The following is a 21,409-nucleotide window of genomic DNA, read 5'->3' as shown; positions in this document are numbered from 1 at the left end:
TTACCGGGTACGCAGGGCAGCGAGCAGCCCTTCGATGGGATGGAAGCGGACATCCAGCTCGGCCAGCAGCGCGGTGCGCAGGTCCTGGCGGAAGCTGGCCAGCCAGGGGCTGGTGGGTGCCGCGTTGGTGTCCGATGCGGTGGCATCGGCCGTGGGTTCGGTGTTGCGGTCGTGCAGGCGCTCGAAATGCAGGCCGAGCAGGGCCGGTACGTTGGACAGCAGGGTGTGTTCGCGCGGGCTGAGGGTGGCTTCCATCACCGCGTCCACTTCGGCCAGCCGCGCCTTGGCCTCGGACTGCCGCGCCAGCATGTCGCGCAGTTTGCCGCGCAGCTTGCCGGTGGCGATCTGCATCGAACGCTGCTGCTTGAGGCAATGCTGGCGGTACGGTGCGAACGCTGCCTGGGCGGCGTTTTCGGCGGGCGGCGCGTTGCGCGGCGGGGTCATGTCGATGTCGGCGAGGATGGCTTCGGTCAGCATGGTGCGGATGCGCGCGCACTCGGCGTCCTGGGCCGCGTCGAAGGCGGCACCTTCCGGCGGCGCTGGCACGGGGTTGTCCAATGCACGCGACAGGGTGATGGCGCGGTTCCAGTCGAACCATTGCGCCAGGCGCTCGGGCACGTCCGGCGCGGTGCGCGCGGCGGCATCGTCCTTGAATCGGGCCAGCAGGCGAATGAACGCCGGGCCCAGGACGGGCGCCCGTTGGATAGCTTTCGCCATGTGGCCTGACTAAAAAACCAGCATTTTACATGGCCTTGCATGCTTCGCCCGGGCAGGGGTATTCAGGCAGGACGGGGCCTGGCTTGATTTATATCGTTGTTGCGAATGATTATTGTTCGTACAATGCCGCGCATCAGCCGCTGCCAGCCGCAGTCAGCCAACCCCGCATTCAATGTAGGTTGACTCCGTGTCCTTCCCCCTCTGTTCTGCCGCCGCTCGCCCGGCGCTGCTGTCCATGGCCGTTGCCATGGCCCTGTTTCCCGTCACTGTGCTTGCCGCCGCGCCCGAAGTGGGCGAAGCGCCTGCCGATGCGGCGCGCACGCTCGATGCGGTCCACGTCAACGCGTACCGCACCACCTCGCATGCCTCCAGCGCGACCAAGACCGACACCGCCATCGCCGAGACCGCACAGTCGGTATCGGTGATCGCACGGGAGGAACTGGACGCCCGTGGCGTGCAAAACCTCAACGAGGCCATGCGCTATGTCGCCGGCGTCACCCTGGAAAGCAGCGGCATCGACAACCGTGTCGATGATTTCCGCATCCGCGGCTTCGACGCTGGCAGCTGGTCGAACAACGTCACCGTCGATGGCATGCGCGCGCCGCAGGGCAGCCAGTGGAACCGCAGCATGGTCGACAGCTGGAACCTGGAGCGCGTGGAAGTGCTCAAGGGCCCGTCGGCGGTGATGTACGGGCAGGTGGCTCCGGGTGGCATGGTCAACCAGGTCAGCAAGACGCCGACGCCCGATCAGCAGCAGGTGCTGCGCCTGGGCATCGATGGCAATGGCCAGTACAGCAGCGCCTTCGACGTGGGTGCCGGCAGCGACGACAACCGCCACCTGCTGCGTCTGGTCGGCCTGTATCGCGACGGTCAAACGCAGATCGACCACACCGAGCAGCAGCACTGGTTCCTGGCGCCCAGCTACACCTTCCAGATTGCCGAGCGCACGCGCCTGACCCTGCTGGGCCTGTACCAGAAGGATGACGGTGGCTCGACCTACCAGTTCCTGCCGATGGACGGCACGCTGCTGGCCACGCCCTACGGCCGAATGAAGAACACCACCTTCATCGGCGAGCCGAACTGGAACACCTTTGATCGCACCATCTGGACGGCCGGCTATCTGTTCGAGCACAGCTTCAACAGCCACTGGACGCTGAGCCAGAGCGCACGCCATACCGACGTGGAGTCGGTGTTCCGCACCGTGGTGACCAACGGCAAGCTCAATGACGATGGCCGCACCCAGAAGCGCCGCGCCACCTGGGGCGAAGGCGATTCCAAGGGCGAAACCGTGGACACGCGCCTGACCGGCAAGTTCCATACCGGCGCCGCCGAGCACACCGTGCTGTTTGGCGTGGACTGGCAGAAGGCCGACTGGACCGGCGCGCGCGGCGCGATGCTCAACCCGGCCGACATCGACATTTTCAATCCCGTCCATACCGACTACGTGCCGGTCACCACCAGCATCAATTACAGCGGCGGCATCAACCGCCAGACCGGCGTTTACCTGCAGGACCAGATCGCCATCGACAAGTGGCGCCTGACCTTCGGTGGCCGCCATGACTGGACCAAGGACGACACCTGGAGCCAGGCCTACACGGTGGCCACCAATACCTATCGTCCGGTGGTGCCGACGCGGATCAAGGACAAGGCCTTCACCGGCAACGCCGGCGTGTTGTACGTGGCCGACAACGGCCTGACCCCGTACCTGAGCTATGCCGAGTCGTTCCAGCCGGCGGCGACCAACGTCAACATGAGTTACACGCAGACGCCGTTCGACCCGGTGACCGGCAAGCAGTGGGAAGCCGGCCTGAAGTACCAGCCGGCGTCGTTCGATGGACTGTTGACCCTGTCGGCCTACGACCTGCGCCAGCAGAACATTGTCACCAACGATCCAAACACCGCACACAACACCTGCGGTGCCGCCGGCAACAGCGATTGCCAGGTGCAGGACGGTGAAGGTCGCGTGCGTGGCGTGGAGTTGGAAGGGCGCATCACCCCACTGCAAGGCTTCAGCGTGATCGGCGCGGCCAGCTGGATGGATTCGGAAGTCACCCGCAGCAACAACGGCTACGCCGGCAAGCAGCTGGCGATAGTGCCGGACTGGACCGCCGCGCTATGGGCCGACTACACCTTCCAGGTGGGCGGGCTTGAAGGCCTGAGTCTGGCCGCTGGTGTGCGCTACAACGGCAAGAGTTATGGCGACAGCGCCAACCTCTATCTGATCCCGTCCTACACGCTGTGGGATGCGGCCATCCGCTACGACGTCGGCCAGCACGGTGCGGTGGGCACGCAGTTCGCGCTCAACATCAGCAACCTTGCCGACAAGCGTTTTGTTTCCACCTGCGGCGGTGTTTCGTCGTGCTACTTCGGCACCGGCCGCACCGTCACCGCCACCGCGCGTTTCAGTTGGTAATGCGCCGCCATGCCCGCCGGGATAGTCCGGCGGGTGTTCTTCCTCGCCAGCCTTTGAGCCAGACCGAATGAAAACCTATCCTCACGGCCGTGGTGCCGTGCCATGAACCTGCTGCTTGCATTGATTGCCACGGCCACCTGCATCGTTGCGGCGCTGTTGTTGTATGTCGCCACGCCACAGCAACAGCTGCGTGCGGCCGGCCCGTGGCCAACGCGCCATGCGTGGTGGCCGGGGACGCTGCTGGCGCTGGTCGCATTGCTGGCGATGTGGCCCTTGCTGGCACCGCTTGAGGCAATCACCGCATGGTTGGTGTTGCTGATGCTGGTGTGGTCGGTGGCGCCTTTCGTGGGCGCGTGGCGTGCCCGTGTGCGCGCACGGAGGGCGGCATGAACGAGGCGCGCGTGCGGCTGCAGAGCAGCCATTGGTTCGGCAAGACCTGTGCCGGCGTGGTGCTGGGTTTTGGCCTGGCACTGGCACTGTCGGGCCTGTTCGCCTGGCTGGGACCGGACGGCATCAGCGCCGGTGGCGGCAAGAACCAATTCAACATGTGGCTGATGGCGCCGATCTGGGCCACGGTGCTGTGTTTCGTTTATCTGTTCGGCAGCAGCTTGCGTGCATGGCTGTGGCTGGGTGCGGCCAATGTGTTGAGCTTCGGCCTGTTGTGGTTGACGCGCTGGTGGATGGCATGAAGATCCGCAGCGACATCATCAAGGTCTACAAGGACGTCCATATCTGGATCGGCATCGTCAGCGGGTTGATGTTGTTCATCGCCTTCTATGCCGGCTCGATCACCATGTTCGAGAAGCCGCTGGAACGCTGGGCGACGCCACCATCGACGCTGGCCGCTGCGCCATCGTTGCAGCAGGCCGATGCGCTGGTTGAAGCGGTATTGGCCGCGCACCCGAAGGCGGCATCGCGCTACTTCATCTCGGTGAAGCCCGGTGCCGATCAGCCTGCACGCGTGTACTGGCAGGAGCGCGCCGGTGGCCGCCGCCAGTTCAAGGAATACGCCGCCAGCCTTGATGCCGATGGCCAGCTGCAGGTGGAACAGACACGCAAGGCGCCGGTCGCGCAGCTGGTGGACACCTTGCACCAGCTGGTCGGCCTGCCGTTTGCCGATGCGATAGCGCGGCCGATCATGGGCGCGGTGGCACTGGCCTATGCGGTGGCGCTGGTCTCCGGTTTGATCGTGCTGCTGCCAACACTGACCAAGGACATGTTCGCGCTGCGCATTGGCAAGAACATCAAGCGCATGTGGCTGGACGCGCACAACGCGCTGGGCTTGTTCAGCCTGCCGTTCCATCTGGTGATCGCGCTGACCAGCGTGGTGTTTGCCTTCCACGACCAGTTCTACGACGTGCAGGGCGCGGCGGTGTATCCGGACGGCATCCAGTGGGCCGAAGCGCATGACGCGCCGCCGACCGGCGCGCAGGTGTTGCCGGCGGCCGAGCTGTTGCGCCGGGTGCAGGTGCAGCTGCCCGGGTTCGAGGTGCAGAGCTTCGGCTTCCAGCACAAGGACGGCCATGTCGAAGCCACGGTCACCGGCCTGGACGTGCGCCACGGCACCCGCGCGCGGCTCTATGCCAGCACCCATCTGGACCCGTACAGCGGGCAGGTGGATCCGCATGACCTGCCAGGCCACATGGATGGCTGGAACGGCTCGGTCAATGCGTTCTTTGCCCTGCATTTCGGCAGCTTCGGCGGCAACCCGGTGCGCTGGTTGTACCTGCTGATGGGGCTGGCCGGCGCGGCGCTGTTCTACACCGGCAACCTGCTGTGGGTGGAATCGCGCCGGCGCAAACGCAAGGGGCCGGAGACGCCTGTGCAGAAACTTTCCGGTTGGGTATTGGGCTGCCTGACGGTGGGCGTGTCGCTGGGTTGCGTGGCCGGCATTTCGGCCAGCCTCGCCGCAACCAAATGGTTGCCTGCGTTGGTCGCTGATCTGAAGGCATGGCACACCGGGATCTACTACGCGGTGTTCGTGCTGGCGATTGCGTGGGCGTTCCTGCGCGGCGCGTCACGCGGCGCGGTGGAACTGTTGTGGGCCAGTGCGTTGTTCACGCTGGCGATTCCGCTGTCGAGCCTGGCCGGCCTATGGGGCATTGGTGGCGCGTGGAGCCATGCGGGCAGCTGGCCGGTGGATGTCACCGCACTGCTGTCGGTGCCGGTGATGGTGTACATCGCTCATCGCACGCAGCTGCGTGTTGCGCAGGGCCACACCGATAGCATCTGGGCGCAGGCCAATCACCAACCTGTGTAATGCACAGTGATGCCGCATTGGACCGATCGGTGTTGCCATTGCCGAGCATGGCTCGGCACTACCGAAGAAGCCGCCTTTTGGCGGCTTCTTCATGGCTGCAACACGCGGGGCAGGGGCGATGGCCGCGCGCAGGATTCAAGCGGCGGCTTCGGCGGCGCGCACTGCGGGCGCAGTGCGGTCCACGCTGGTCTGGCCGTCCACGCCGTAGGGCACGTCGCCGGCGATCGTGACCCGGCGTACCACGCGATGTTGGTCGCCGTAGTCGTTGATGGCGTAGTGCTGGGTGGCGCGGTTGTCCCAGATCGCCACATCGCCTTCGGTCCAGCGCCAGCGCACCGTGTTTTCCAGGCGCTGCACATGATCCTGCAACACGCCCAGCAGGTGCCGCGAATCGGAACTTGAATGGCCAACCAGCCGCTTCACGAAATGCCCCAGTACCAGGCTGCGCTCGCCGGTCTCCGGATGCACCCGCACCACGGGATGCTCGGCCTCGAACAGACGCCGGGTGAACACCTGCTTGTAGCGGTTGATCACCGTGTCGGTGGGCTGCTGGGTGGCGGCGTAGTCAAAATCGTTGCCGTGCAGGGCACGCAGATTTTCCGCCAGCGCCTTCAGCTCGGCCGGCAGGCTGTCATAGGCGGCCACAGTGTTGGCCCAGACGGTGTCGCCGCCATGGGGCGGAATGACAACGGCGCGCAGGATCGACAGCTGCGGGTAGGCCACCTCGAAGGTGACGTCGGTGTGCCACGAGTTGGCGCGCCCGCCGTGGCGTGAATCCAGTTCCAGCAACTGCGTGCCGTCCCTGGAGGGCACGGTGGGGTGTGTGACCAGGTCACCCCACAAGCGGCCGAATGCCTGTTGCTGTGCATCGTCCAGGTGGCCCTGGCCGCGGAAGAACAGCACCTTGTGGGTAAGCAGTGCCGCCTTGATGGCTGCGAACTGCGCCGTCGACAGATCGCCGGAGAGGCGCACGCCGCGCACTTCGGCGCCGATGTGGCCGGCCTGGCGGATGAGGTCCAATTCAACGTCCGTTGCCTGCGGTGTCAGCCGGGAGGGGGAAGCAATGGTGCGCATCAGCAGTCCTTTTTCGGGGTTCACGATGATTTTGCGAGGGTGTGTCGGCGTGCCCAAACAAGCGGTACGCAGTTGATCATTCCCGGCGTGCCTGAGGCCGGATGGTTATGTCGACCAATGCGGCGGGGTGCTCAGGCGGCGGAGGCGTCGCTGTGCAGTACACGGTCCAGGATCTGCATTTCGAGCGCGGCGAATGCCGGATCGCCCTGCGCGCGTGGTCGCGGCAAGGGAATGGGTTGATCCAGTGCGACCAGGCCGTCTTCGATCAGGATCACGCGGTCTGCCAGCATCACGGCTTCCTGCACGTCGTGGGTGACCAGCAGCGCGGTGAAACGGTGGCGCTGCCACACGCGTTCGATCAACTGCTGCATGCCGATGCGGGTGAGTGCATCGAGCGCGCCGAGTGGTTCGTCGAGCAACAGCAAACGCGGCTGGTGCAGCAGCGCCCGTGCCAAGGCCACGCGCTGACGCTGTCCGCCGGACAGTTGTGCGGGCCAGTCCTGCGCGCGTTCGGCCAGGCCCACCTGCGCCAGCGCCTGGCGGCCGGCGCTGGCTGCCGCGGCGGGCAGGCCCAGGGTTACGTTGGCGAGCACGCGGCGCCACGGCAGCAGGCGCGGTTCCTGGAACAGGAGGCGGGTGTCGGCATGGAGACCGTTGATGTCCTGCCCGTCCAGCTGAAGTGTGCCGTTGCCGGGCGTTTCCAGGCCGGCGAGCAACCGCAGCAGCGTGCTCTTGCCGCAACCGCTGCGACCAATGACGGCGATGAACTGCCCCGGCTCGACGACCAGCTGCGTGCCGCGCAGCACCTGGCGGTTGCCGTAGTGCTTGTGCAGGTTTTTTACTTCCAGGCGTACGCCGGTGGCGGGTTCCAGCGGGAGAGGGGAGTGCATGTGGGGAACTCCTGGGAAGGGCTGACGGGATTGGCTGTGGGTTGTGCGGTGGTGGGCAGGGCGGCTGCCTCATTCCGCTGCCGATGGCTGGTAGCCGGGATGCCAGCGCAGCCACCACCGTTCCAGGCTGCGGGCACACAGGTCGGCGAGCTTGCCCAGCAGTGCGTAGAGCAGGATGCCGACCAGCACGATGTCGGTTCGCAGGAACTCACGGGCGTTCATCGTCAGGTAGCCGATGCCGGCCTGTGCCGAGATCGTCTCGGCCACGATCAGCACCACCCACACCAGCCCCAGCGAGAAGCGCAGGCCAACCAGGATCGACGGCAGCGCACCGGGCAGAATCACATCGCGGTACAGCTGCCAGGGTGAGAGCCCGTAGCTGCGGCCCATCTCGATCAGCTGTGCATCCACATTGCGGATGCCGTGGAAGGTGTTGAGGTAGATCGGGAAGAACACCGACACCGCGATCAGGAACAGCTTGGCGCCCTCACCGATGCCAAACCACAGGATCACCAGCGGGATCAGTGCCAGCGCCGGGATGTTGCGCAGCATCTGCAACGAGGTGTCGAACAGCACTTCGGCCACTTTCACCGAGCCTGCCAGCAAGCCCAGCAGCAAGCCGGCGCTGCCGCCGATGGCCAGCCCGAGCAGGGCGCGGGCCGCGCTGATTTTCAGGTGCGTCCACAGTTCACCCGATACGCTCAGTGCCCAGGCGGCCCTTGCAACGTCCAGCGGCGCAGGCAACACGCGCGCGCTGAGCCAACCCAGTGCCGCGGCCAGTTGCCAGGCCAGCAGCAGGCCGAACGGAACCAGCCACGGCAGCCAGTGCACATCATTCAACAGCGGGAGATTCCGGACTGTGCGTGCGCTCATGCGATCTGCGCCACGCTGGCCGAGCGCAGGTTGATCCTGTCGGGGATCAGCGCCAGTGCGAACAAGGTATCGGCGATCTGCTGCTGCTCGGCCAGGATTGCAGGGGTGATCGGCCCGGTGCCGTAGACCGTGCGGCTTTCGGAGCGCTCGGCCACCGCCAGCGGCAGGCCCCACAACGCCGCCAGTTCGGCGGCCAGCGCACTGCGATTGGCCGCGCCCCATTGATCCACCTTGCTGATCTCATCGACGACGATGGCCAGAATGTCCGCGTTGTTGGCTGCGTAATCGCGTGCGCTGAAGTAGTAGGCGCGATTGTCGGCCACGCCGGTGGCATCGGCCAGCACCCGCGCGCCCAGTGCTTTTTCGACCGAGGCCATCAATGGATCCCAGATCACCCAGGCATCGACCGCGCCGTTCTCGAAGGCTGCACGCGCGTCGGCCGCCGGCAGGTACACCGCGTTCAGATCGCTGTAGGTCAGGCCATGTTTCTCGAACAGCTTGATGATGAAGTAGTGGACATTGGAGCCCTTGTTGAGCGCGATTTTCCTGCCTTTGAGCTCGGCCACGCGGGTGATGGGCGAGTGTTTGGGCAGCAGCACCGCCTCGGCCCGCGGTCGTGGCCGGGTGGCGGCGACATAGGCCAGCGGCGCACCCGCGGCCAGGGCAAAGATCGGTGGCACTTCGCCCACGTCGCCGAAGTCGATGGCGCCCACGTTCAAGGCCTCCAACTGCACCGGCCCGGCCGGGAACTCGGTCCACTTCACGCTCACGCCCAATGGCGCCAGGCGCTGCTCCAGCGTGCCGCGACTCCTGAGCAGGCTCAGATAGCCCCGCAGGTGACCGATGCGAATCTGCCGCGTTGGTGTGCGTACCAACGCGGCCAACGAGGGCAAGCCGATGGCGGCTGCGGCAGCAGCCAGGATCAAACGGCGGCGGGGCAGCGAAGTGGTGTGCATGGCAGGCTCCTGTCGAAGGTGGCAGTGAAGAACGCGATGCCGGTGTGGGCATGGGTTGTCCGGCAGCGCTATGCCGGTGCCGCGCGGTGGTGGCGCGGCGATGCTCGGGAAGGACGGGGACTGTGTGGCAGTGACATGGCGTCCATTGCCGAACCTGCCGTGTCGCGGTGTTTGACATTCTTGAATGACGCACCGGAAAACGGGAACGTGCGAATTCGCAGCTGGTGATAGCCAAATCCACTAAGCCGATAGCCATCCTGTGCAGTGTGGCTGGCAGTCATGGGCATGCTTCTCGCCTGCCTTTTTGGCGCACAAAAAAAGACGCCGCCTTTCGGCGGCGGCTTCACAAAGACCGGGATCAGAAAGCCCGGGGGCAGAGTGGAGTTGTTGGAGTCGAGTTAGTGAAGAGCCTGACGCTGCCCCCGGTTTTCCCCGGTTTATCTGGCGTGGCGCTTCAGCAGTTCCAGCAGTACTTCGGCTTCCTGTGCGCGCTTGTCCGGGTTCTTTTCCGCGACCACATGGTCGCTCAGGTGCCCGGCCATCACCTCCAGCATCAGCCCGTGCATCGCGCCCTTGGCGGCGGCAATCTGCACCAGTACGGCATCGCAGTCGTCGCCGGCTTCCAGCGCCTGTTCCAGTGCCGCCACCTGCCCGGCAATGCGGCGCACCCGGGTCAGCAGTTTCTTTCTGTCGCGTTGGATATGTGCCATGGCTGGCATCATATACCCCTTGGGGGTATAGAATCACGCCGTCCTTCTGCCACGCCGTCCGCCCATGCAACTCGACGCACTTGCCCAGTCCCGCCGCCACAGCCATGTCTTCAGCCACGGCAACCCGATGGCGGAAAAGAACACACGCCGTGCAATGGCATTGACGGTTGTGATGATGGTGGTGGAGATCACCGGCGGCTGGTGGTTCAACTCGATGGCGGTGTTGGCCGACGGCTGGCACATGAGCTCGCACGCGCTGGCACTGGGGCTGGCGGCGTTTGCCTATGCCTGCGCGCGCCGCTACCGCGATGATCCGCGTTTTGCCTTCGGCACCTGGAAGATCGAGATCCTGGCCGGCTACACCAGCGCCATCCTGCTGCTGGGTGTGGCGGGCGTCATGGCGTTTGAATCCATCGCGCGCGTGTTCAAGCCCAGCCCCATCCACTACCAGCAGGCCATCGCGATTGCGGTAGTCGGCCTTGCCGTGAACCTGTTGTGCGCGTGGTGGCTGCGTGACCAGCACGATCACCACCACGGCCATGCGCATCATCATGCTGACCACCATGACGGGCACTCCCCGCATCACGACCTGAACCAGCGCTCGGCCTACCTGCACGTGTTGGCCGATGCGGCGACTTCGGTGCTGGCGATCATCGCGCTGCTCGGCGGCCTGTACTTCGGCGCCTCATGGCTGGATCCGGTGATGGGCATCGTCGGTGCGGTGCTGGTGTCGGTGTGGGCCTGGGGGCTGATCCGCCAGACCAGTCGCGTATTGCTGGATGCGGAAATGGATGCGCCGGTGGTGGCCGAAATCCGCGAAGCAGTGGAACAGGGCGAGGTTCCCGCACGCATCAGTGACCTGCATGTGTGGCAGGTCGGCCGTGGTCGCTTTGCGTGTTCGATGGAAGTGGTGACGGCAGCGGGCGTGGACGCGGAGGTATTCCATCGCGCGTTGTCGATCCATGAAGAGATCGTGCACGTGACGGTTGAGGTGCGCAGCGCAGCCGCGCAGTAGTGCCGAGCCATGCTCGGCAGAGGCGTTACCGGGAACCCAGTTGTGGGAGCGGCGTCAGCCGTGAAGCCGGCAAGGCTGCAATTACCGATATGTTCGCAATCTGATGATTCATGGGCTTCCCGGGGGTCCGCCCACCCCCAAGCGCGGAGGGGATGGGGGTTGAGGCCCTGCCGCGGATGGCTGGGCACGAAAGCTTCGGCCGATGCTGCTAGATCACCCGCAGGGTGATCGCCTTCAGCACCGCGCGGGTGCGGTCGCGGGTGTCGAGTTTGTCGAGAATGGCCGAGACGTAGTTCTTCACCGTGCCTTCGGCCAGGAACAGGCTGCCGGCGATTTCGCGGTTGCTGTAGCCGCCGGCCATCAGGCGCAGCACGGCGACTTCCTTCTGGCTGAACAGCTCCCTGGGCGCATCGTCCGCGTGGTAGCGGTAACGCTGGCGCACCGGGTCGGTGCTGACCGGCTGCAGCAGGGTACTTCCGGCGATGATTCGGCTGATCGCATCGCGCAGGTCTTCCGGTGCAGCGTCCTTCAGCAGGAAGCCCTGGGCGCCGGCTTCGGTGGCGCGCAGCAGCAGGTCGCTCTCGTCGAAGGTGGTCAGGAACAGGCAGGGCGTGGTGTCGCCACGTTCGCGCAGTGCCTGCAACGCCTGGATGCCGTCCATGCCCGGCATGCGGATGTCCGAGACGATCAACTGCACGGGTTGCTGTTGCAGCTGCGTGAGCAGGGCTTGGCCACTGTCGGCCTCGAACACGATCTCGATGCCCTGCTGCTGCAGCAGGGCGCGCAAGCCGGCGCGGATCAATGCCTGGTCATCGACCAGGGCAATGCGCGGTGCGCCGCTCATGCGTTGAACTCGGCGCGGATGTGCAGTGCACCGGAAGCGGCGCGTTGCAGTTGCAGCCGCCCGCCGTGTTCGGCCACGCGCTCGCGCATGCCGGTGAGCCCATTGCCTTCGCGCAGCTCGCCACGCAGCTTTCCGTCGTCCTGCATGTCCAGTTGCAGTGTTCCTTCGTGTTGATGCAGGTGCACCTGCAATACCTGTGAGTCACCGTGGCGCGCGCTGTTGGTCAGTGCTTCCTGCACACAGCGCAGCAGCGCTTCGGCCAGCGCCGTATCGCGTATCTGTACCGTGTCATCAAGCTGCAGTTGCAGGCGTGGGCGCGGCAGTGGCGCGGCCAGGGCGTGCAGCGCGGTGGCGATGTCGAGCTGGCCCGCTTCGCGCAGCGAATGCACCACCGCGCGAATATCGCCCAGCAACTCGGCGGAGAGCTGCTCGCAGAGCAGCACTTCCGGCGGCGCGGTATCACGCCCGGCCAGTGCGCGCAGCTGCAGGCGCAGTGCGGTGAGTTTGTGCCCGGCGACATCATGCAGCTCGCGTGAAAGCCGCAGGCGTTCGGCGTCGCGGGAGCTTTCGGCCAGCAGGGCGCGGGTGGCGAGCAGGTCGGCGTTGAGCAGCGCCAGCCGATCACGCGCCTGCTCGGCGGTATGTGCGTAGTGCGTGGTCAACATGGCAAAGGCCTGGAAGCCGGCGAAGATCAGCACCACCGCGGCCGGGTGACTGTGCACATCGCGCAGCACCAGGTACATGCCCAGGTTGACCAGCAGCATCACCGCCAGCGTGATGCGCAGTGGCCAACTCATTGCCATCTGCGCGGCCAGCATCACCAGCAGGGCCGGCGCCACGCCGCTGCTGGCGGCCAGGCGGATGACCGCCAATGCCGCCACTGCCTCGACCAGCAGCGCCACGTTGCGCTGCGGCGAGGGGCGCTCGTAGCTGGCGGCAAACAGAAAGGCGATCAGGAACAACAAAGCGCTGCCCCAGCGCAGGGCGAGTTGCTCGGCCGAGCCATAGGGCAGGGTGGCCGCTACCGCCAGCCAGGTCAGCAGGCCGGCGAGGTTGAGCGGGTGCATCAGCCTGTGCCTGCGCGAACGGGGAGTGATTTCCATGCCCGCATGCTGGTGGCGTGCGGCGTTGCCGGCAAGGGGGGCGATGCAGAAAGTGACTTCCGGCAGGGTCGATCAATGACTGCCGCAACTGCGGTGCGTACGCCCGAAAACGCAGGCTGTGCACAGGCCGTCGCATTCGCCGGCCACCACCGAAGAGAGCGCTGTCATGCCTGGATATTCCTTGATCGTCGCGTTGCATGTGCTGGCCGGCGTGGTCGCCCTGGTCGGCTTCTGGTCGGCGGCGTTCATGAAGAAAGGCTCGCCGCGGCACCGCGCGCTGGGCAAGGTGTATCTGGTAGCAATGGCGGTGATCGTGGTTACTGCGTTGCCGATCACCATCCAGTTCGCCTTCTTCCGTCAGCAGCCGTTGTCGGCCTTGTTCCTGGCCTATCTGATGGCGATCACCGGCAACGCGACGTGGCTGGCCTGGCGTGCGGTCACCGACAAGCGCGACTGGAAGAAGCTGGTGTCACGGCCGGGCTGGCATCTGGCGGTTTGGCCGATGGTGATCCTGGCGCTGGTGGTAGTGGGTACTGGCATCCAGCATCGCCAGCCTCTGTTCCTGGGGTTCTCGTCGATTGGCCTGTGGGTGGGCTGGCGCATGCTGAAGTTCGCCCGTCGTGGGCCGTCGCGTCCGGACTGGGCGTTCCGCCAGCATTACCAGTCGATCCTGGGAGCGGGCATTGCTACCCACGTGGCCTTCCTCGGCATCGGCATGCGCCCGGTATGGCAGTGGCTGCACAGCCACACCACGGTGCCGGCGCTGCTGATCGAGCTGTTCCCTTGGGCGGCACCGTTGCTGGTGGCGGTGTTGGTTGGCGTCTACCTGGACCGCAAGTACGGCGGTCGGCGGGTGGCCAGGGCGGCGCAGTAAGTTGCAGGAGTTGGTGGCCCCGGGTGTGCTTCACTTACCCGGGCTGCGTGGGACGCAGACGAAGAAGCCGCCCTTGGGCGGCTTCTTCTATTGCTGCGATGTGAGCTGGCTCAAACGTCGCCGTCGCTGGCCCAGCCTTCGCCGCTGCCGCGCTGGAACACGCGATCACCGTCCTGCACCTCACCGGCCGGGAAGTGTTCCTGCGTTGCCAGCGTTGCGTAGATCGGGGTGAAGTCCGGATCGGTGGCGGCCATCAACTGCTCGAAGCCGTCGATGACGAAGTAGCTCTTCTGGAAGGTGTCGATGCGGTAGCGCGTGCGCATGATCCGCTCCAGGTCAAAGCCAATGCGGTTGGGCGCGGCCGATTCCAGCGAGTACAGCGATTCGCCCTTGGACGACACAATGCCGGCGCCGTAGATGCGCAGACCCTCGGCGGTGTTGATCAGGCCGAACTCCACCGTGTACCAGTACAGGCGGGTGAGGTTCTGCAGTGCCTCCGGGCCGATCGCATGCGCTTTGACGCCACCGCGGCCGTAGGCGGCCATGTAGTCGGCAAACACCGGGTTCATCAGCAGCGGCACATGGCCGAACAGGTCATGGAACAGGTCGGGTTCGGCGATGTAGTCGATCTGGTCCGGACGGCGGATCCACCAGGTCACCGGGAAGCGGCGGTTGGCCAGGTGGTCGAAAAATTCCAGTTCCGGCAGCAGGCCCTCCACGCCCACCAGCGTCCAGCCGGTGGCCGCGCCCAGCACTTCGTTGAGCTGGTCGAAGCGCGGGATCATGTGCTCGCTCATGCCCATCTCGTCCTGCGCATCCAGGAACTCCTGGCAGGCACGGCCGACCAGCAGCTCGCGCTGGCGCTGGTACAGCGTGCTCCAGGTGGCATGGTCATCGGCGCTGTAGCTGTCCCACGGCTGCTCCACCACGGCCGTGGTATAGACCGGCACGTAACCCTTGTCGGTCTGCTGGTGTTCGACGCGGCGCGGGCTGGCTTCCATGACGGTAGCTCCATAGGGAAATAGGTAACCGCATGGTAGGAAGCATCGCGCGCAACAGGTTTGCAAAATTGCGCGCTCAGCCCCTTATGGCGCAATATTGTTGCGTCAATTCAATGTTGCGGAGCAACAAAGATGGCTTCAGTCACGCTTGATCGCACGGATCTGCGGCTTTTGGCCGAAATCCAGCAGCATGGGCGCGCTACCAATGCCGAGCTGGCGGCACGGGTGAACCTGTCACCGTCGGCCTGCCTGCGGCGGATGCAGCGGCTGGAGGCGGAGGGTGTCATTGCCGGCTACGGCGCGCGCCTGGAGCCACGCGCGATTGGTTTGGGCCTGCAGGCCTTCGTGCGGGTGCAGTTGTCAAAGCATGGCCAGGCGGCCATCAACCATTTCGTCGAGGCCGTGCAGTTGTGGGATGAAGTAGTGGCCTGCCACGCGCTCACCGGCGACATGGACTACCTGCTGCACATCTACGTGCGCGACCTGGACCATTTCTCGGCCTTCCTGCTCGACAAGCTGCTGGATGCGGCCGGCGTGGCCGACGTCAATTCCAGCTTCGTGCTGCGCACGGTCAAGGAGTTCCGCGCGTTGCCGCTGTCGCAGCTGGGGCGATGAAGGTTGTTTTCTTCTCCCTGTGGGAGAAGGTGCGCCGCAGGGGCGGATGAGGGTACTTCAACCCCCTCCCTTTGGCCGCAGGCCAAGGGGAGGGTCGGGGAGGGGTGTTTTCGCAGTCAACCATCATGTGCAAGCAACAGCGACCCCCTCCCAGCCTCCCCCTTGGCGGTGCCAAAGGGGAGGGGTCCAATCAACGCGCCGGCGCGCTGCAGTTCTTCTCCACACCGCGCAGCTTCTCGATGCGGCTGCGGCTGTCCTGGCAGCGCTGATGGGCTTCGGCCTGGGCGGCGCTGGTGCGCGCTTCGGCAGCGCGCAGGGCCGTCACCTGTGCCTGCTGCAGGCGGGCGACGCCGGCACGGATCTGCGGCATCGCCGCCATCGCGGCCTTTTCGCCTTCCAGAATCGCGCGGCCACGCTGTTCGAAATCGGCCGCGCCGATGTCCAGCACCGCCGGGCGAATCACCACATCGGCGCGGCCCAGTTCCTGCTCGCCCAGGCGCTGGCCCATGATGGTGATGGACTGATTCACCGCGCCCAGCAGGCCGCTCGGGCGCTGGCCGCTGGCACGGCTGGAGATGTCCACCGCGATGACGAATTCGGCGCCAAGCTGCCGCGCCGCATCCACCGGCACCGGGCTGACCACGCCGCCGTCCACATAGGTTTTGCCGCCGATGGTCACCGGCTCGAACACCCCCGGGATCGAACTGGACGCACGCACCGCCTGGCCGACATTGCCGCGCACGAATACCGCGCGGTCGCCGGTTTCCAACTGCGTGGCGACGGCGGCAAACGGCTTGCGCAGCTGCTCGGCCGGCTTGTTGCCGACCTGCGTGTTGACGTAGTCCTGCAGCTTCTGGCCCTGGATCAAACCACCGGAGAACAGACGCAGGTCGCGGATGCTGGCTTCATCCAGCGCAACCGCCTTCTGCTGCATGTCGAAGGCGTTCATGCCACTGGCATACAAGGCGCCGACCACGCTGCCAGCGCTGGTACCGGACACCACCACCGGCTCGAAGCCGTTGGCTTCCAGCATCTTGATCACGCCGATATGGGCAAAGCCCTTGGCCGCACCACCGCCCAGCGCCACGCCGATCTTCACCGGCTTCGCGGCAACGGCCGGGCGCGTGGCCGGCGGCGGCGAAGGCCTGGTGTTTTCGCCACCACAGGCAGCCAGCAGGCCAAACAGCGAAAGGGACAACAACAGGCGGGCGTTGCGCGGTTTCATGATGAACAGGGCGTTCTGGAAAGGGCGCCAGCATAGCGCCAACGTCGGTAGCGTGTGCCAACAATAACCAACCGGCCTGGGTAGGATTGGGAAAGGGCCCAGGTCGGGCAGACATCGCTGTAGATGGAAGAGTCGCGATCATCACGGGTCAGCGGTTGGAGAACTCGTTTCATGCCGGGCCAAGCATCAAACTGCACGCAAGGACGTATTGAATGAAACCAACAGAAAACAGGGGAAGCATGAGCGTCAATGGAAGTGAGTTTTCGGTAGTCATCGAGGCGCAATGGGCCAACGTGACGGAACGCATTCGCCTGGATTACGGCTCGGATAGTCAGCTCATGCAGGTGCATTCGCGTGAGAATTGGGGAGGCGAGGTTGGCATGGTTTCCTATAGGCCTCGCGCACTTTCCAGTAAGGCCGAAGGCGGGCGCTACAGCGTTGAGTTGGCGTATGTGGAGCAGGAGCATGGACACCTTTCGAAAGGGGTCCGTAAGGCCATTTTCTGGGGCGTGACACGCCTGGTATTCCACCGTATCGGCAGCGATGTAGCGATGGAAAGCAATGACGTGAGTTGGACGGGTGATGGCTCCCACAGCAAAGAACTGAATGGCTCGCCAAAAGAGATAAAGATTCGGCCAGTGCTCCCATCAGGGCTTAAACAGGCAGCAATCAAAGTTCGTAGTGGTCAGCGAAAGTTCAAAAAAGAGCTCTGCAAGCTTGAGAAGGAGCCAAGCTGTGCGATTTCCGGTGAAACCGTTAGAAAACTATTGGATGCAGCGCACGTCATCGCCGTGGCCGATGGCGGTTCCGATGAGGTGGAAAACGGACTGCTGCTTAGAGCGGACATCCATCGCTTGTTTGATGCTGGGTATTTCCAGATCAAACCATGCGGTTCGCTGGAGCTGAAGAAACGTGCCCGGCTTTCAGAAAGTTACCGTGATGCCTTTTCGGAGTGGTCTACACGGAAGATCAGCGAAGAGGTAATGCGGCGCATTGCGCTATCGCTGCAGAAGAAAGCGCAGCTTGATGAGAGCAAAAAAATTAAGCAGTAAGGCAGCAGCTTGCGCTGCTCGTGCTACCGGCAGAGGCCGGTAGCACGCAAACCAAATGCAGCTGTCTCAGAACTTGTTGTCCCCATCCAGCAGGCGGCCCAGCCCGCCCAGCACCGAGCCCTCGCCGCGGCTTTGGCCACCGCCCTGCGGTGCAGCGGCGAACATGCGGCCGGCCAGGCGCGAGAACGGCAGCGACTGCAGCCACACCTTGCCGGGGCCGGTGAGGGTGGCCAGGAACACACCTTCGCCACCGAAGAACATGCTCTTCAGGCCGGCCACGCGGCGCACGTCCATGTCCACGCCGGCGTGGTAGGCCACCACGCAGCCGGTGTCCACGTCGATGCGCTCGCCAGCGGCCAGTTCGCGCTCGACCACGCAACCGCCGGCGTGCACGAACACCCAGCCGTCGCCTTCAAGCTTCTGCATGATGAAGCCCTCGCCGCCGAACAGGCCGGTCATCACCTTGCGCTGGAACTGCACGCCGATCTGCACGCCGCGCGCACCGGCCAGGAAACTGTCCTTCTGGCAGATCAGCTTGCCGCCGTGCTGGTCCAGCTTCATTGCCAGCACCGTGCCGGGGTAGGGCGCGGCGAAGGCGACCTTGGCCTTGCCGTGGCCGGTGTGGGTGTAGACGGTGGCAAACAGGCTCTCGCCGGTGATCACGCGCTTGCCGGCGGACATCAGCTTGTCCATGAAGCCGCCGCCCTGGCCGCTGTGCGAGCCATCGCCGAAAACGGTTTCCATCTGCACCGACGAATCCTTGAACATCAGCGCGCCGGCTTCGGCGATGGCGCTCTCGCCGGGGTCCAGTTCAATTTCGACGAACTGCATTTCGTGGCCGACGATGCGGTAGTCGATGTCGTCGGCACGGTTGCCGCCAGCGCCGACCGGCGGCGGCATCGGCGGCGGTGCGGCCTGGCCGCCGAATTCGGGAATCTGCCCAACCGCCTGCCAGCCCTGCATGCCGTCGCGCCAGGCCAGCGCCTGGCGGTTGCCCTGGGCGAACTGGCGGGCGGCTTCCTCATCGAGAGGGCCGACGCGGTCGGGCTTGCCGGGGACATGGAAATACCACTGGGTCATGACGCATCGCCTGGGGCTCGGGAGGAATGCCAAGTCTATGCATACCGCAGCTTTCACGCCCCTGACCGGGCTCACGCGGCTGAATACCTGAACGTTTGCGATACGACCGACAGACTGTAAAAATTCCGTGCTAGGCGCAGTTCCCATTCCTCCCAACAGGCTCCCTCCGCCATGCCCCTCGCCCTTACCGTCCGCCGCCGTTCCCCGGTGGCGCATCCGCTGTTCGCTGCAATTGCCGCCCTGCTGCCCCTGGCCGCGATGGCCCAGGACGCCACCCCCGCACAGAAAGAGGCCGCCACGCTGGACGCGGTGAAGGTCACGGCCGCACGCAAGGTGGAAAACATCCAGGACGTGCCGGTCTCGATCAGCACCGTCAGCGGCGAGAAGCTCGACGCGCTGGCCTCCGGCGGCACCGACGTGCGCTACCTATCCGGGCGCGTGCCCAGCCTGAACATCGAATCCTCGTTCGGCCGTGCCTTCCCGCGCTTCTACATCCGTGGCTATGGCAACACCGATTTCCGTTTGAATACCTCGCAGCCGGTGTCACTGGTGTACGACGACATCGTGCAGGAAAACCCGATCCTCAAGGGCTTCCCGATCTTCGACGTGGAGCAGGTGGAAGTGCTGCGTGGCCCGCAGGGTTCGCTGTTCGGCCGCAACACCCCGGCTGGCGTGGTGAAGTTTGATTCGGTGCGCCCGTCGCAGGAATTTGAAGGCTACGGCAAGGTCGGCTACGGCAGCGACAACCTGTGGAACGTGGAAGCCGCCGTCGGCGGCGCGCTGAGCGCGCGCTGGTCGGCGCGTGTGTCGGCCTTGTACCAGCGCCGCGATGACTGGGTGAAGAACACCGGCAGCGGCCCCAACGATGGCCTGGAAGGCTATGACGAATCGGCCGTGCGCGTGCAGTTCCTCTACGAAGGCGACAACTTCGAGGCGTTGCTGGGCGCACACAAGCGCCACCTCAACGGCACCGCGCGTTTGTTCCGCGGCAACATCTTCCGCAAGGGCAGCAACGACTTCGTGCCCGGCTTCGACGAGGACAAGGTGTCCATCGACGGCCTGAACCACTCCGAGCTGGACAGCAGTGGCGCCAACGCGCGCCTGAGCTGGGATTTCGGCAACTACAAGCTGTCCTCGATCACCGGCTACGAAACCGTGGACACCTTCAGCGTCGGCGACATCGACGGTACCTCCGGCCCGTATTTCACCGCCGATGTTCCATTTGCCTCGGAAACCGCCGATGGCATCCCCAACCATTCGCAGTGGACGCAGGAACTGCGCCTGGAATCGCTCAGCGACGGCCCGCTCAACTGGCAGGCAGGCGTGTTCTATTTCAAGGAAGACTACGACGTTGACAGCGTCAGCTACGACAGCACCAACGGCAGCAGGCAGGACGGCTTCCAGCGCATCAACCAGACCAATGATGCCTGGGCGGTGTTCGGCGGCTTGAACTTCCAGGCAACCGACAAGCTGGAACTGCGCGGCGGCGTGCGTTACACCGTGGACAAAAAAGACCTGAAGGTGAAGGACTACTGGAACACCGGCTTTGCACCGTGCGTGCTGTCGGCCAAGTGCAACCTGGTCGGTCTGCTCGCGGCGCAGCAGGCGGCGTTCGCGCGTGGCGATGCGGTGGACCCGTACCTGTCGGCTTCGACCAAGGACAAGAAATTCAACTGGGACGCCTCGGCCACCTACGCGATCAACGACACCGTCAACGTGTATGGCCGCGTCGCCACCGGCTTCCGTGGCAGTTCCATCCAGTCGGCCGGCGCGTTCAATGAAAAGACCGTGGCCGATCCGGAAACCGTGCTGTCGTTTGAAGTCGGCATGAAGGCCGATTTCTGGGACAACCGCGCGCGTTTGAATGCCAGCGTCTACCACTACCGGGTCAAGGACCAGCAGTTGACTGCAGTGGGTGGTTCCACCGGCAACGCCAACATCCTGCTCAACGCCGACAAGAGCGTGGGCAAGGGCTTTGAGCTGGACCTGCAGGCCTACCTCACCGACAACCTGCTGGTCACCCTGGGCAGCGGCTACAACCACACCGAGATCAAGGACGCTGATCTCAGCGTGGCCGGCTGCATGTCGTGCACCGTGACAAACCCGCTCGATGGCAATGGCAAGGTGCTGATCAACGGCAATTCGCTGCCGCAGGCGCCGGAATGGACCCACAACATGACTGCGCGCTGGTCGCTGCCGTTGGCCGATGGCACGCAGCTGTATGTGTTCACCGACTGGGCGTACCGCAGTGAAGTGAATTTCTTCCTGTACGAGTCCAAAGAGTTCACCGGCAAGTCGCTGCTGGAAGGCGGCCTGCGCGTGGGTTACCAGTGGAATGATGGTGACTACGACGTGGCGCTGTACGGCCGCAACATCACCAACCAGATCCGTGCGACGGGTGGCATCGACTTCAACAACCTCACCGGCTTCATCAACGAGCCGCGCCTGTGGGGCGTGGAGTTCAAGACCCGCTTCTAAGCGCAGGTTTGTATGTTGAACAAAGAAGGCGCGGAGCAATCCGCGCCTTCTGCGTTCTGTAGTGCCGAGCCATGCTCGGCAGTGGGGCATTATCGGTGAAGCTCCTGCCGAGCATGGCTCGGCACTACCGGATCAACGTTCCGCGTCGTGCAAGGCTTCAGCTCCCTCCCATGCGCGGGGCCCGCGCGGGCGGCGGGGGGGGGGGGGTGCGCGGGGGGGGGGGGGGGGT

The 21,409-nt window shown here is 64.9% G+C and carries 20 protein-coding genes; 9 read left to right on the top strand and 11 right to left on the bottom strand.

The genetic code is table 11. The annotated features are described in order from the left end of the window. Positions 1-717, bottom strand: coding sequence for a DUF3348 domain-containing protein (locus tag ACVOLO_RS16630; RefSeq protein WP_481571428.1), 717 nt, complete (start codon positions 715-717; stop codon positions 1-3). Between the two features lie 247 nt (positions 718-964). On the opposite strand from ACVOLO_RS16630, the gene ACVOLO_RS16625 reads away from it, so the two are divergent. The 4 genes from ACVOLO_RS16625 to ACVOLO_RS16610 all read left to right on the top strand — a co-directional run bounded on the left by ACVOLO_RS16625 (position 965) and on the right by ACVOLO_RS16610 (position 5,390). Beyond that, positions 965-3,130, top strand: a complete 2,166-nt coding sequence (locus tag ACVOLO_RS16625; protein ID WP_481571427.1) for a TonB-dependent siderophore receptor — start codon at positions 965-967, stop codon at positions 3,128-3,130. A 102-nt stretch (positions 3,131-3,232) separates the two neighbouring features. Beyond that, positions 3,233-3,520: a hypothetical protein gene (locus ACVOLO_RS16620; protein WP_481571426.1), complete on the top strand. Its 288-nt coding sequence runs from the start codon at positions 3,233-3,235 to the stop codon at positions 3,518-3,520. After that, positions 3,517-3,819 (top strand): hypothetical protein, encoded by a 303-nt coding sequence (locus ACVOLO_RS16615; RefSeq protein WP_481571425.1) that lies wholly within the window; start codon positions 3,517-3,519, stop codon positions 3,817-3,819. The genes ACVOLO_RS16620 and ACVOLO_RS16615 overlap by 4 nt, the downstream gene beginning before the upstream one ends. Continuing rightward, entirely contained in the window at positions 3,816-5,390 is a 1,575-nt protein-coding gene (locus ACVOLO_RS16610) for a PepSY-associated TM helix domain-containing protein (protein ID WP_481571424.1), read from the top strand. Before ACVOLO_RS16615 ends, ACVOLO_RS16610 begins: the two co-directional genes overlap by 4 nt. Positions 5,391-5,525: 135 nt before the next feature. On the opposite strand, the gene ACVOLO_RS16605 is transcribed toward ACVOLO_RS16610, so the two are convergent. The 5 genes from ACVOLO_RS16605 to ACVOLO_RS16585 form a co-directional block, all read right to left on the bottom strand. Beyond that, positions 5,526-6,464, bottom strand: a complete 939-nt coding sequence (locus tag ACVOLO_RS16605) for a TauD/TfdA dioxygenase family protein (RefSeq protein WP_481571423.1) — start codon at positions 6,462-6,464, stop codon at positions 5,526-5,528. A gap of 131 nt (positions 6,465-6,595) precedes the next feature. After that, positions 6,596-7,354, bottom strand: coding sequence for an ATP-binding cassette domain-containing protein (locus tag ACVOLO_RS16600; RefSeq protein WP_481571422.1), 759 nt, complete (start codon positions 7,352-7,354; stop codon positions 6,596-6,598). Between the two features lie 69 nt (positions 7,355-7,423). Beyond that, positions 7,424-8,227, bottom strand: coding sequence for an aliphatic sulfonate ABC transporter permease SsuC (ssuC, locus tag ACVOLO_RS16595; protein ID WP_481571421.1), 804 nt, complete (start codon positions 8,225-8,227; stop codon positions 7,424-7,426). Beyond that, positions 8,224-9,183, bottom strand: a complete 960-nt coding sequence (locus ACVOLO_RS16590; RefSeq protein ID WP_481571420.1) for an aliphatic sulfonate ABC transporter substrate-binding protein — start codon at positions 9,181-9,183, stop codon at positions 8,224-8,226. The genes ssuC and ACVOLO_RS16590 overlap by 4 nt, the downstream gene beginning before the upstream one ends. A 437-nt stretch (positions 9,184-9,620) precedes the next feature. Continuing rightward, positions 9,621-9,893 carry a metal/formaldehyde-sensitive transcriptional repressor gene (locus ACVOLO_RS16585; RefSeq protein ID WP_481571419.1) on the bottom strand — a complete coding sequence of 91 codons (273 nt, stop codon included), beginning with the start codon at positions 9,891-9,893 and terminating at the stop codon, positions 9,621-9,623. A 64-nt stretch (positions 9,894-9,957) separates the two neighbouring features. On the opposite strand from ACVOLO_RS16585, the gene dmeF reads away from it, so the two are divergent. Further along, complete coding sequence (gene dmeF / locus ACVOLO_RS16580; RefSeq protein WP_481571418.1) at positions 9,958-10,908, top strand: CDF family Co(II)/Ni(II) efflux transporter DmeF; 951 nt, start codon at positions 9,958-9,960, stop codon at positions 10,906-10,908. A 208-nt stretch (positions 10,909-11,116) separates the two neighbouring features. Here dmeF and ACVOLO_RS16575 read toward each other — a convergent pair whose 3' ends face one another. Then, a complete protein-coding gene (locus ACVOLO_RS16575; protein WP_481571417.1) occupies positions 11,117-11,752 on the bottom strand; it encodes a response regulator transcription factor in 636 nt (211 codons plus the stop codon). After that, the gene (locus ACVOLO_RS16570; protein ID WP_481571416.1) at positions 11,749-12,855 is read right to left on the bottom strand and encodes a sensor histidine kinase; all 1,107 of its coding nucleotides are present in this window, start codon (positions 12,853-12,855) and stop codon (positions 11,749-11,751) included. The genes ACVOLO_RS16575 and ACVOLO_RS16570 overlap by 4 nt, the downstream gene beginning before the upstream one ends. Positions 12,856-13,021: 166 nt before the next feature. On the opposite strand from ACVOLO_RS16570, the gene ACVOLO_RS16565 reads away from it, so the two are divergent. Then, positions 13,022-13,729 carry a DUF2306 domain-containing protein gene (locus tag ACVOLO_RS16565; RefSeq protein ID WP_481571415.1) on the top strand — a complete coding sequence of 236 codons (708 nt, stop codon included), beginning with the start codon at positions 13,022-13,024 and terminating at the stop codon, positions 13,727-13,729. Positions 13,730-13,839: 110 nt separating this feature from the next. Here the strand turns inward: ACVOLO_RS16565 and phhA are convergent, their stop codons facing one another. Next, positions 13,840-14,730: a phenylalanine 4-monooxygenase gene (gene phhA / locus ACVOLO_RS16560; protein ID WP_481571414.1), complete on the bottom strand. Its 891-nt coding sequence runs from the start codon at positions 14,728-14,730 to the stop codon at positions 13,840-13,842. A gap of 132 nt (positions 14,731-14,862) precedes the next feature. On the opposite strand from phhA, the gene ACVOLO_RS16555 reads away from it, so the two are divergent. Beyond that, positions 14,863-15,345, top strand: coding sequence for an Lrp/AsnC family transcriptional regulator (locus ACVOLO_RS16555; protein ID WP_481571413.1), 483 nt, complete (start codon positions 14,863-14,865; stop codon positions 15,343-15,345). Positions 15,346-15,535: 190 nt separating this feature from the next. Here the strand turns inward: ACVOLO_RS16555 and ACVOLO_RS16550 are convergent, their stop codons facing one another. Then, complete coding sequence (locus ACVOLO_RS16550) at positions 15,536-16,573, bottom strand: patatin-like phospholipase family protein (RefSeq protein WP_481571439.1); 1,038 nt, start codon at positions 16,571-16,573, stop codon at positions 15,536-15,538. A 209-nt stretch (positions 16,574-16,782) separates the two neighbouring features. Between ACVOLO_RS16550 and ACVOLO_RS16545 the strand changes: the two genes are divergently transcribed. Continuing rightward, on the top strand, positions 16,783-17,622 hold the full coding sequence (locus tag ACVOLO_RS16545) for an HNH endonuclease (protein WP_481571412.1): 840 nt from the start codon (positions 16,783-16,785) through the stop codon (positions 17,620-17,622). Between the two features lie 66 nt (positions 17,623-17,688). On the opposite strand, the gene ACVOLO_RS16540 is transcribed toward ACVOLO_RS16545, so the two are convergent. Continuing rightward, on the bottom strand, positions 17,689-18,702 hold the full coding sequence (locus ACVOLO_RS16540) for a TIGR00266 family protein (protein WP_481571411.1): 1,014 nt from the start codon (positions 18,700-18,702) through the stop codon (positions 17,689-17,691). Positions 18,703-18,873: 171 nt separating this feature from the next. Between ACVOLO_RS16540 and ACVOLO_RS16535 the strand changes: the two genes are divergently transcribed. Then, positions 18,874-21,180, top strand: a complete 2,307-nt coding sequence (locus ACVOLO_RS16535) for a TonB-dependent receptor (protein WP_481571410.1) — start codon at positions 18,874-18,876, stop codon at positions 21,178-21,180. Positions 21,181-21,409: the final 229 nt, after the last annotated feature.

It is taken from the genome of Stenotrophomonas sp. STEN056 (genome assembly GCF_056759635.1).
The sequence above is the reverse complement of the archived record's forward strand: the minus strand, read 5'-3'. Positions and strand labels throughout refer to the sequence as shown.